This is a genomic window from Sulfidibacter corallicola (assembly GCF_017498545.1).
In the GTDB taxonomy this organism is placed as follows: Bacteria; Acidobacteriota; Holophagae; order Acanthopleuribacterales; family Acanthopleuribacteraceae; genus Sulfidibacter; species Sulfidibacter corallicola.
On record NZ_CP071793.1, the window covers coordinates 7,377,399 to 7,388,980 of the forward strand.

Sequence of the window (11,582 nt, forward strand, 5' to 3'; positions counted from 1 at the left end):
CCCTGGCTGAGAGTTGGGGGGCGGGGATGCGTGCCGGCGTGGCTCGGTCCCAACGCTTCGCCCGCGCCTGGGTCATGAGGCGTTCAAGCCTCGGTTCCGTAGAGCAGGGACGTGATCCAAAGCTTGGCCGCGCCCCATTTGCGCTCTACCGTTCGGTGGGACATGTCCAGGTATTCGGCGATCTCGACGGTTTTGAGACCGAGGTAGAGGCGGCAACAGGCCACTTCGTATTTTTGGGAGTCGATCGTTCTCAGTTTCTCCAAGGTGGCGTCGATATCCAGCAAGTCATGGTCTTCGAAAGGATTGGCGAGTTCCACTTGAATCCCGTCGAGCGCTACGTAGCGGCCCCGGTGCTTGCGGATTTCGTCCACGATGAAGTTGCGCATGACCCTTGCCGCAAACGCGAAAAACCGTGCGCGGTTTTCGAAATGGGAGCCCGATCCGGCGAGGAAGCGCAAAAAGAACTCGTTCACCACGGCGCGAGTTTCCAACGGTTGCCCCGGGTTCTTCTGGCGCAGGCCGCGCGCGATCGTAAACAGGGCGTGCAGGATTTCGGGGGCCATGCGTTCCAGCTCGTCGCGATCGCCTCTGGCGACTCGGTTGATCCATTCGGTGATGAGTGCGGTTTCGGCCGGGCTGGGATGCTGGGTGTCCTCTTCCATGGCGGTCCCCCATCGTTTCGATAACGCCATTAAACCACGTTCGCGGCGTATATATCGTAAGGCGGAAACGAGGGGTCCTCATTTGAAACGAATCTGCCCGGAGTTCCCGAATAACCAGAGATCCGTCGCGCACCTCAGGCTGGGCAGGGCCGGTCATGTCGCTGGCCGAACTCGTCGAAGCGATCCATGCTCAGAGTTCCCGCATTCTTTGAGAGTCGGCGCGGCAGTAGGTTGGCCGGCCCGGCCGACACGTCGAAGCAACCCAAGCAGCGGAAATTAGTTACGCCAAAGAGCGAAGCGAGGAGTTTCGCTCGATGCCCACCACCGAAGTCGCAAAGTCCATAGGTCCCGGATTGCGAGAGAGACGTGGTGCATGTAGGTGAGCCGGGCCGGGCAGGCAGCCTGCTCCACCAATCGAAGCCACCCAAGCAACGACAATTGATTACGCCAAAAAGCGAAGCGAGAGATTACCCACGAGACCCACCACCGAAGTCGAAAGGTCCATAGGTCCCGCATTGCCAGAGACGTCGTCGGCGTGGTGGGGCAGCGGCGGTTAGCCCCTTCGATGTACCCAGGCTTCGCAAGATCGAGTGATCTTAGGGCGAAGCAGATTAGTCGGGCCTCTAGATCTCTCGATGATCGATATCGGTTTGGATTAGGTCGCTTCGATTGGTGGAGCAGGGCTGGAAAGGCAAGCTGTGTCAAGCGACATTTAGAATTGACCCCTTGGCGACATCAGGAATTGGCCCCTCTCGCGATGCGGGGACGTTGGACATTGCGACCTTGCTGGTGTTCGATATGGGAGAAAATCGGCTCCGCTCTTGGGTGTCAATCACCGCCGTTGCTCGGGTCGCGTCGACGTGTCGGCCCAGCGGGCCAACCTACAGGCGTTACGCCCCTCTCGCGATGCGGGAACGTTGGACTTTGCGACCCTGCTGGTGTTCGATATGGGAGAAAATCGGCTCCGCTCTTTGGTGTCAATCACCGCCGTTGCTCGGGTCGCGTCGACGTGTCGGCCCAGCGGGCCAACCTACAGACGTTACGCCCCTCTCGCGATGCGGGGACGTTGGACATTGCGACCTTGCTGGTGTTCGATATGGGAGAAAATCGGCTCCGCTCTTTGGTGTCAATCACCGCCGTTGCTCGGGTCGCGTCGACGTGTCGGCCCGGCGGGCCAACCTACAGGCGTTACGCCCCTCTCACGATGCGGGGACTTTGAGATTGGTTTCTTCGAAGCGTCGGCTCGGGTCCGGGACGGGCTCGGCACCTGCCGGGGCGACGCCTCCCTCGCAAATGCGGGAGCTCCCGAGCGATTCGCGTCGATTCGGTTCCGACCCGAAGCCCAGTGGTCGGTGTGCCGGTGGCCTGAGCATCCGCTCCGAGGGCGCTGAGCCCCCGCGCTGCCGTCATTCTCGGGTTTCGTCGCGCTTCGGGGTTCCGATCAGGTAGGTCATGCCCAGGGGAGACTTGGGGATGGCCTGGATCCCGATCTCCCAGTCGTAGCTTTCGTGGCCCGGAACCGTTTCGACCAACGCCCACAGCTCGTCCGGGTTGTAGACGCGCAGGATCGACACCACGCCGTCGAATAGGATCGCCAGGGGAATCAAGGGGATCACATAGGTGAAAAACAGGCGCCGCCAACGAAACGGTTTCACGAACGGCATGGCCAGGAGCAGCATCGGCATGAAACAGACGATGAAGAGGATACCGAGGAACCGGTTCGGATCGCCGTCCACGATGGCGATGCCCTGCTGGTGGTGCACGCTGTCGCGCAGCACCGCCGCGGCCGCGTCGGGTCGGAAGTGGTGGAAGCCGTTGAACATGGTGCGAAAGCCTTGCCGGCTGCGGTCCACTTTGGCGGCATCGACGGGATGATCGATGTACGCGATGCGCCCCGACGATTCTTTCTCCATGTAGGCGAAGGCCTTGCGGTTGGGATACAGGTCGGACAACCAAACCCGCACATCCGCCAGCCCCTGTTTGTCGAACTCCCGAATCAGACTCAGCCAGCCGCCGCCGGCCCCCGATCCCAGATCCAGAATGCGTGTCGCGCCGCAGCGCTCGAGGGCCGCGGCCATGCGCGGCACGATGGGCGCGAACCCGTTGCTGGCGTTGGCGATGAATTGCAGGGTGTCGGTGATGCCGTCGCGCACCAGTTGCGGGCACCACGAAAGGTCGGCGATTTCGAAGAAGTGAATGCGTTGCAATGCTACCTCCAAGGGGAATCCGAGGTCGGATCCAGGAATCGATTCATCTTACGGCGGGATTGGCCAGCATCTCGGGAAATTGCCGCTAAAATGGTTCTAAACGGTCAACCTTTTGGTTTTATACCGGGTTGAGCGATAATCTAATCCGGCGCATCGCGCCTGGGAATCATCGATCTGTTGTAGAGGGAACCTTGCCTGAACTTCGATTTGGCCTGTTTGGCTTCGATACCGAAAGCGGCCGCTTGGAACGGAATGGGCGCGAGGTTCCGCTGCAGGAAAAACCGGCGGCCTTGCTGAATCTCCTGCTCTCGCGACCGGGCACCCTGATCACGCGCGACGAAATCGCCGCGGCGCTGTGGCCGGAAACGCACGTTTCCTACAACGACAATTTGAATACCGCGATTAACAAGCTGCGCCAGGCATTGGGCGATACCGCCGCCAACCCCCGGTTCGTTCAGACCGTGCCACGCAAGGGCTACCGCTTCACCGCGCCGGTTCAGGACCCGCGGGTCCGGCCTGATCGGGACCATCGCACCGCGCATCCCGGCGCGGTTCAGGCCTACCAACAGGGTCGCTTTCATTTGAATCGCCTGACCGACCGAAGCCGCGGCTTGGCACGCCAGTACTTCCAGCAGGCCGTGGACCTGGACCCCGAATGCCACCTGGGTCATGCGGGACTGGTCGAGGCCTTGGTCTGGGATGCCGGCTTGACGGGCGATGGGCGTGCCGTCGCCGAAGCGGTCGACCTGGCCCTGGAACGCGCGCGGGCATGTGCACCGGATGCGGTGGAAACCGTGGTCGCCGAGGCGATCGCCCGTTTTCTGGTTCATTGGGACTACCCGGCCGCCGAGCGAACCTTCGCGCGGGCACGGGAAATGGGGGCGAACGAGCTTTCCGCGGTCGGATGGCACGCGGCCTTCATGCTGGCCTGCTGCCGGTTCGAGGAGGCACTGGCCATCATCGAGGAGGCACTGGCCCTGGATCCGCTCTCGCCCACGACCAACCTCCAGAAAGGTCTCGCCCTGTACTTCGCCGGCGCCCGCGACGAAGCCGATCGCCAACTTCGCCGACTGTTGGAACACATCGACCCCAGTGATGCCTCGGCCCAATGGATCATGTTTCACCACTGCGATGTGGGTGGTGACGAGGCCCGCGCGCTGGACCACCTGCAAAAAGCCCTGGTCGGTTGGGGTCTACCGTTCGAGACGGTCAACATTCTGGCCGATGCGCACCAGGCGGGCGGCATGACCGCGGTTCGGCGACACTTGGTGGAGGTGCTCGCCCAATCCACCGGCATGGCCTTCCAAACCGCGATCCTCCACGGACAATTGGGCGAATTGGATCGCGCCTACGCCATTCTTGATCGGGCCGTCGCCCGGCGCGATTGGAACCTCTGCTACCTCGCCGCCGATCCGCGGGCCACGGCCCTGCGCTCGGATCGCCGTTACGCGGGAATCCTTCAACGGCTTCACACCGGTTACCGTCGATCCTGATTGCCCGAGTATGCGTTTCGGCGAAAATTCGGTGGATCGCTGCCTACTTCGATAGAAGGGCGATCCCAGCCTCACGGAGTGACGCCAATTATTGGCGCTAGCGTCATTTTGGGCAGTATTTCGTGGGTTCAGTGACTGTGGGTGTATTTTATTTCTGGATAACCTTCACTTATATTTCGGAATATGTGGCGTAAGGATGTATTTACAAATATTTTTCTTATTTGTTCGTGCATTGAGTGATTTTATTTTTTAAGTAAATCTATAATGTAGACGAAGAGTGCTTTTAAATTTTTGATTGGGATTTTTTCCAAGGTCGCGAAGCCATCGGCATGATGGCGTACCGATCACCCATACCGAGCGGGGCGTTGTGGCCGGTCACGGCGACGACACGGGTCAGGAGGCACAATTTGGGTGTGGAGTTCATGCCGCGCGGGCAATGCTATTTGTGGCGCGACGATCTGCTGGCCCTGATGGTGGGCGCGGATGCCTTGATGACCTTGTCTTTCCTCTCTTTCCCCCTGGTTCTCTCGGCTCTGATCCGAAAACGACGCGATGCGATTTCCCGGAAGGCCTTCCTGTTGCTGGTCTGCAGTCTCTTTTTGTGTGCCGTCGCCCATCTCGCGGCGATTTGGAATGTGTGGCACGGCCACTACCATCTGGAAGGGCTGCTCAAATCGATCGCCGCGGTGTCCTTCGCGGCGAGTGCCGTCGCGACCTGGTTGGTGCTTCGCCAATACCAGTCCGAATCGAGTTTCTGGGAGTCGCGCATGGTTCGGGAAACCGAGCGCTGCCAGGCGTTGGAACGGCAGCTCGTGCAGGTTCGAAGCGAACTCGAAACACATCAGGAGGCTCGGTTTCGGGAAAGTAGAAAGGCCCGGGTGACGGTCGAACGGGCGGTCGCCGAGCACCGCCGTTGCGAGACGAACTTGAAGCGTACCCGGCAGGACTTGGAGAGCGTGGGCCGCGAAATGGAGAGCTTCGCCTTCGTGGCCTCGCACGATTTGCGGGAGCCGCTACGGAAAATACGCGCTTTCGGCGATCTGCTGATGTCTCGTGACCGCTTCGACCTATCCGATGGTGAACAACGCGAGTATCTGGGTTACATGGTCGGTGCGGCCGAACGCATGAACCGGTTGCTCGACGGCTTGTTGCGCTACAGCCGCATTACCACTCGGGGGGCGCCGTTTCAACGGACACGGCTCGCCCTGCTCATCGAAGAGGTACACGACGATCTCGATATCCTGATTTCCGAATCCAGGGCCCATATCGAATGGGATGTGGGCGACGTGGAGTTGGAAGTGGATCCGGCGCAAATCCGGCAGTTGCTGGAACACCTGATCAAGAACGCGATCAAGTACGGAAAACCCGATACCCAACCTCGAATCGAGGGCAGGGTTCGGGCGAACGGGGAAACACTGCTCTTGGAATTGGCGGACAACGGCATCGGTTTCGAAGAACGGCATGCCGAGAAAATATTCGAAGTGTTTCGTCGCCTTCACGGGCGGGACCGGTACGAGGGCATCGGCATGGGGTTGGCCATGTGCCGCAAGATCGTACAGCGTCATCACGGCCGCATTTGGGCCGAAGCAAAGCCGGGTGAAGGCGCCCAATTTTTTGTCGAGCTGCCGCGCCACCATGGGAATGAGAGTCATGATTAGTTCCGAACGGATCCGCCTCCTGATCGTCGAGGACGATCGCCAGGATTACCGCTTGTTATCTTCTCAATTGAAACGCGCGAGCCGGTCCCGCTTTTCGGTGGAGTTCGTCATGGACTTCGAGCACGCCGCCGAGGCGATGTTGGCCGACGAATACGATGTGTGCCTGATCGATTTCTTTTTGGGTGAGGCGACCGCCGTCGACCTGCTGACCCACGCACGCAACGCGAAGCTCGAGAAACCGATCGTGGTGATGACCGGTGCCAAGGATCAGGATTTGGACGATCAGGTCATCGAATTGGGCGCGGCGGACTTCCTGCCCAAGGAAGAAATGACGCCCATGCTGGTGGAACGCACCATCCGCCACGCCCTGGAGCGCAGCCGATGTAAACGACGATTGGCGAGTCTAGCCAAGCTCGACGGACTGACGGGATTGGCCAATCGCAGTTATTTCGAGGACGAGCTGGTTCGGGCCATGGCGCGAGCGGAACGCAACCAGACCCAGTTCGCCGTGTTCTTCATCGACCTCGACCGGTTCAAGGAAATCAACGACAGTCTGGGTCACCACGTGGGTGACTTGCTGTTGAAGACGGTGGCGCGGCGGCTCCTGGACGTGACCCGCGCCAACGATCTGGTGGCGCGCATCGGCGGCGACGAGTTCACGATGTTGATCGACCAGATCCGGTCGCGCGACGACGTGGCGCTGATCGCGCGCAAGGTGCTCGACGCCTTGACGATTCCCATCACCCTGGCCGCTGCGGAAATGGAGATTTCGGGCAGCTTGGGGATTTCGCTCTACCCGATGAACGGCAGGTCCCCCGTGGAGTTGATGCAGCACGCGGACATGGCCCTGTACGAGGCCAAGCATCACTGTCGCGGCACCTTTCGATTTTATTCCCAGGCGTTGCAGGACCGTCTGGATCACGAATTGGAGATCGAACGTCAACTTCGCGAAGCCCTGCGGCACGAGCAGTTGAAGGTCCACTTCCAACCCCAGTTCGACATGACCCGCCAACGCATCTGCGGCGCCGAGGCCCTCGTGCGGTGGTTTCATCCCGAATTGGGACAGATCGAGCCCGCCCAATTTATCCCGGTCGCCGAGAAGACCGGCCTGATCATCGCGTTGGGCCGCTGGGTGCTCGAGCATGCCTGCCGGGTGGCGCGTCTCTGGTACGATCGAGGCCTTCTCGATTTGCGAATTGCCGTGAACGTATCGCCGGTTCAGCTCCGTTGCGAGGACTTCATCGCCGACGTGACGCGTATCTTGGATGAGACCGGGCTTCCGGCGGACCTGCTCGAATTGGAGCTTACGGAACACGTGTTTCTCGAATCGACCAAGACCCACGGACATCGCCTGGGCGAGTTGGTGCACCGAGGCGTGCATTTGACCATCGACGATTTCGGGACGGGATTCTCCTCGCTCCGATACCTCAGGGACCTGCCGGTGCAGCGCCTCAAGATCGACCGCTGCTTCGTCAGCGCGGACGACGGCCCGGGTCTGGCCGATCCGGCGATCGCCAAGTCCATCATCGCCTTGGCCCACAACGTCGGGCTCGAGGTGTTGGCGGAAGGCGTCGAATCCGAAGAGCAGCTCGCGTTCCTCACGTCTCACGGCTGCAATCTGGTCCAGGGTTTCTTCATGGCGCGACCTCGGGAGCAGAGCGACCTGCTGATGTTCACGGCCCAGTTCAACGGGCAGGCCACCCCGAATTGAGGCGTTCGGTTCGCGGCTGGGATATGCCCTAGCGAAAATTATCGGGTGCCGTCGATTGGCGGTGAGCCTGGCGCCGTTGTCGGTGCTTTCGGTGCCGGCGTTTCTGCTGGCGGCGTTCCCTTTTGGGGCTTCCACGGGATGGCGGCCGATCGGTACCCAGAAACCCATTTCTGGTGGGACAGGCGCATACTGACATGCGCCATGACAAGTTTTTACAGATTAGTACAAATCGCAAACAGACTTACTGTGTTTCCGATTCTAAGATTATCCATATTCGAGAACTTCCCCGGTGGGCTGTTTTCCGTTTCCGTGAACCACGACCAACTCACATAACAAGCATTTTAATATAACTATCCGGAGGATCACCATGGAGCTTCCCTCTCAATATCAGAATCTCCTCGACGAATATTGCCAGTCTCTCGGGATCGATGCGCTTATCCCCGACCAATACGGTGCCGTTTACCTGCAATTCAATGAAAAATTGTCCGTGGGTATTCAACTCGATCTACAGCACGAAGGCATACTGTACTTCTCCTACTATGAAATACCTGAAGGTGTGGACTGTACACATATTTACAAAAGTGCGTTGGAGGGTAACTTTTTATGGCTTCAAACCGGAGAAGCCACGCTCTCGCTGGATGGTGTCAAGGGCGAATTGGCCTTGATGAAACGCCTACCGTTCGGCAGTGTTCAGGACCTTTCCACCTTCAGAAGCAGCCTGTATGAATTCGTCAATATCGCCCATGAATGGCAACAAAAAATTGCCCAGTCGGAACCTCGGGCCACGGATCGAAAAACAGAGAAGAGCGCCTGCCCTGACCCAGCGGTTCCTCACTCTTGGGAAAGGGTTTGACCCAAACGCTTGTCGGGCTGGAACGGCTTGGAACGAATTTCGTCTCTCAACGGAGAGCTCGTCGGCGCCCATCTCGCAAACATCCACTTCATTACTATAAGGAGATTTAACCATGTTCAGTAATTTACCTGCGCGTGCGGCTTTGAACGTGAAGCAACGCATGGATAGAGGTATCCAAAGTCCGGATTACATTAAAAATATAGCCCAGAGCGCCGTGCCGAAAACTGCCAAACTCGCTTTTGACGATGGCAAATCGATCGGCGTCGAAAATACACCCAAGGGACCACCGATCAAAAGAGTGGAAGTGCTCTTTGGAGGTACCAACATGACCGCGCGACAGTCCATGAATACAAGTAACACGGATTATGGCGACATGATTAAGGAAACCGATCACCTCGCCGTATTCAAAAGCAAAGATGGTCATACGTTACATGTGTTGGTGGATGGCCCGGGTGCGTTCCGGGATAATGGCAACGTTCAAGGCTATGGCCAAGAATGTGACATGTTGAGATACGGACACTACGCCCACGGAAATATTACCGGAAGGGGTCAAGGAGGCATGGAACAGAACACGAAAATGGCCGCCGAGTTGCTGAACGAATTGAGCGAAGCCAAACAAATCGATCGTTCGACGGCGATTGACATCATCGGCTTCAGCCGTGGTGGCGTCAGCGGCGGAAACTTTACCCATGATGCCGTCAAGTACAGCGACAACGTGACGTTCGATGGTCGCGATCCGGTTCCCGGTCCGAGCAATGACCACAACCTCGTCATCCATCCCGATGTCAAGCAGGCCAGAGTGCAATTTAGTGAAACGAACCGGGCTCCCTTCTTTTTCTCGCCCCGAATCGAGAACGTCTCGAATATCACGGTGACCAACGGAGGCCATGGATCGCGTGCCGGTGAACGGTTCGACAAACCCCTTCCCGAAGATCCGGGTGTTTATATCGAAGGCGCGGAGGAAGGTGATTTTACAAAGGTTCATTCTCGTGAAGAAGCCAAGGCCATGCTGGGTAACCCGGACACCACAAGCTCCTATCAACCTGTCGACGATAACTTTGCGGGTGATATTTTGCGAGATACCGATGACTATCGTCACATGACCTTTATGGAGGCGATTGGCGATTACTTCGAGAAGCAAAAAAAGTAGGGGTTGACCTGTCCTCGAGCGAACTCGGGCCGGGTGAATCCATTCGTGCGCCGAAAAGGCAGTTCACCGTCCCGGTCGGTGGCGGTTGCGGGTTTTCACCAAGAAAATCTTGTAGAAAACGGAGTTAACTCCGTCGTTTTCAAATAGGTTGATTCCCCGATGTCGTGCCCGTCCAGGTAAACCGACTCGGCTGTCGTGACCTTGTCGTTTCTGGATGGGCGCGAACCCATGAACATCGGAAAGCAGGAATGGATCGGCACTTGGTGGCACATCAGGGTCCTGCGTTTCCTGGGTTCGATCATTCCTGCCTTCCTGATCGAGATTTGGCGACGGCAAAACCCAGCTCAGGTTGAATGCACCACTTTGTTTCAAGAGTGCTCCCGGAGGAAACGGAGTTTGTTTTTCGTTTCTGTAAGCTGATTGAAATATTGTGGTTACTGAATGTCTTCGTTCCTGTCGAAATGGGATCCCCATTCGCGTTACGGCGGCGATGGCGCAAGCCGGCAGCGGGCTTTCGGCCCGGTTTGCGGGGGCGAAAATGCTCGTTTCCAGATCACGCTTTCGGAGAATCGTGCTTTTCCGCGCAACGGGGGAGGGGTTGACGCCACATACCCGCTAGATGGTTCCCCTCCAGAACCGCGGGTTCTTCGCGATGGCTTTCATGGACCGTCGTGAAGACCGCGCGATGTGGCATCGGTCGTTGCGGCCGTAGGAGCCAGGTTCTACCAGATCCCTATGTCGACAGGTGGTCCCGAAGCTCGCCACCTGCAACCCGACGTGCACCTTCCGCGGGCTCTATGGCCCCGCCGGTGATTTTCCGTATCTGGATGGGCACCCCTAGGCGAACCGCTACGCCATGTCCCGCCTCCATTGGGTTCCGTTCGATGGGACCGAGGGTCGCGGTGCGCCCAAAATCATATATGAGGAGCGTGAACATGAAACTGTTCCACCCTTCCACGTTCGCAAAACGCCTTTGGATCTCTTCCATTCTCCTGCTCACGGTCGCCATCACACCGCTGGCGGCCCAGGAGAAAACGCGTTTGGTCGCCAATCCCGAATTGCGTGAATCGGCTTTGCGTCAAGAGGCCATCTACACCACGACCTTCAAAGACAAAAACTCCTACATCCAATTCCACTACGTCAACCACGGTGATCCCAAAGAACCCGAGCTGGAAATCTTTGCCGAGGGGCCTGGCACCGGCGCCGTCCTGGTGGCCAAAGCGGGCTCGTTCGGCGTCGAATGGCATGATGGTGCCGACAAGCCGGGTTTCTGGAGTGACTTCGCCAAAAAGAACGACCTGAGCGTGACGCTATACGGCGGCACCAACGAGGTCGACGGTGGCCTCGCCGCCGACCTGATCGTCGTGGGCGAGTGGACCTATCGCCTGCGCGTGATTCCGATCTGGTGTCTCGTGGCGCTGTGTCCGGAATACGATCCCGACTGTTGCCGGTCGATCATCGACTTTCACGTGGAGCGCCGTCCCTGTCATTGTCCTGGCAACCAGAAATGGTGCGGCACGCCTCCGGTGCCCACGCCCTGGGACTGGTATTTCCACCAAAGATTCGACCTCGCCGAATCGATCACCACGCAAAGCTTCAACGAAATCGTCGTCGACTTGCGGGGCGGCATGATTCAAAACCAACTGCGGTGATCCGCTGACCCTTGGCTCCGGCCCGATTCGCGTTCGCGCGGGTCGGGCCGGTTCTCGTGCTCGTCGATCGAAACAGGACTTCGTCATTTAGGCGTCATTTAGGGACACCCAGCTAGATTTCGGGAAAGATACAACGCGAAGCGCGCCAACTCGGAGAGCCCGCACGCGCGTAAGGGGCGTAAAGCATTTAGGTTGG

9 protein-coding genes are annotated in these 11,582 nt (G+C 58.5%); 6 read left to right on the forward strand and 3 right to left on the reverse strand.

Annotation, left to right across the window (positions count from 1 at the left end):
- Window positions 1–83: 83 nt before the first annotated feature.
- Both J3U87_RS22725 and J3U87_RS22730 read right to left on the reverse strand, forming a co-directional pair.
- Complete coding sequence (locus J3U87_RS22725; RefSeq protein WP_237378064.1) at window positions 84–662, reverse strand: sigma-70 family RNA polymerase sigma factor; 579 nt, start codon at window positions 660–662, stop codon at window positions 84–86.
- A gap of 1,406 nt (window positions 663–2,068) precedes the next feature.
- Complete coding sequence (locus tag J3U87_RS22730; protein ID WP_237378065.1) at window positions 2,069–2,869, reverse strand: class I SAM-dependent methyltransferase; 801 nt, start codon at window positions 2,867–2,869, stop codon at window positions 2,069–2,071.
- Window positions 2,870–3,060: 191 nt separating this feature from the next.
- Between J3U87_RS22730 and J3U87_RS22735 the strand changes: the two genes are divergently transcribed.
- From J3U87_RS22735 to J3U87_RS22755, 5 genes are all read left to right on the forward strand, one after another.
- Window positions 3,061–4,362: a winged helix-turn-helix domain-containing protein gene (locus J3U87_RS22735; RefSeq protein WP_237378066.1), complete on the forward strand. Its 1,302-nt coding sequence runs from the start codon at window positions 3,061–3,063 to the stop codon at window positions 4,360–4,362.
- Between the two features lie 413 nt (window positions 4,363–4,775).
- The gene (locus J3U87_RS22740; RefSeq protein ID WP_237384528.1) at window positions 4,776–6,020 is read left to right on the forward strand and encodes a sensor histidine kinase; all 1,245 of its coding nucleotides are present in this window, start codon (window positions 4,776–4,778) and stop codon (window positions 6,018–6,020) included.
- A complete protein-coding gene (locus J3U87_RS22745) occupies window positions 6,013–7,731 on the forward strand; it encodes a putative bifunctional diguanylate cyclase/phosphodiesterase (RefSeq protein WP_237378067.1) in 1,719 nt (572 codons plus the stop codon). The genes J3U87_RS22740 and J3U87_RS22745 overlap by 8 nt, the downstream gene beginning before the upstream one ends.
- A gap of 367 nt (window positions 7,732–8,098) precedes the next feature.
- Window positions 8,099–8,584, forward strand: a complete 486-nt coding sequence (locus J3U87_RS22750; RefSeq protein ID WP_237378068.1) for a type III secretion system chaperone — start codon at window positions 8,099–8,101, stop codon at window positions 8,582–8,584.
- A gap of 112 nt (window positions 8,585–8,696) precedes the next feature.
- Complete coding sequence (locus J3U87_RS22755; protein ID WP_237378069.1) at window positions 8,697–9,734, forward strand: hypothetical protein; 1,038 nt, start codon at window positions 8,697–8,699, stop codon at window positions 9,732–9,734.
- A gap of 63 nt (window positions 9,735–9,797) precedes the next feature.
- Here the strand turns inward: J3U87_RS22755 and J3U87_RS22760 are convergent, their stop codons facing one another.
- Window positions 9,798–10,106: a hypothetical protein gene (locus J3U87_RS22760; protein ID WP_237378070.1), complete on the reverse strand. Its 309-nt coding sequence runs from the start codon at window positions 10,104–10,106 to the stop codon at window positions 9,798–9,800.
- Between the two features lie 563 nt (window positions 10,107–10,669).
- Between J3U87_RS22760 and J3U87_RS22765 the strand changes: the two genes are divergently transcribed.
- A complete protein-coding gene (locus tag J3U87_RS22765) occupies window positions 10,670–11,386 on the forward strand; it encodes a hypothetical protein (RefSeq protein ID WP_237378071.1) in 717 nt (238 codons plus the stop codon).
- The last annotated feature ends 196 nt before the right edge of the window (window positions 11,387–11,582 follow it).

What these genes read in the sequence shown, in the direction of transcription:
- J3U87_RS22755 (WP_237378069.1), top strand. Translation starts at nt 8,697, where the DNA reads ATGTTCAGTAATTTACCTGCGCGTGCGGCTTTGAACGTGAAGCAACGC.
- J3U87_RS22750 (WP_237378068.1), top strand. Translation starts at nt 8,099, where the DNA reads ATGGAGCTTCCCTCTCAATATCAGAATCTCCTCGACGAATATTGCCAG.
- J3U87_RS22765 (WP_237378071.1), top strand. Translation starts at nt 10,670, where the DNA reads ATGAAACTGTTCCACCCTTCCACGTTCGCAAAACGCCTTTGGATCTCT.
- J3U87_RS22725 (WP_237378064.1), bottom strand. Translation starts at nt 662, where the DNA reads ATGGAAGAGGACACCCAGCATCCCAGCCCGGCCGAAACCGCACTCATC.
- J3U87_RS22745 (WP_237378067.1), top strand. Translation starts at nt 6,013, where the DNA reads ATGATTAGTTCCGAACGGATCCGCCTCCTGATCGTCGAGGACGATCGC.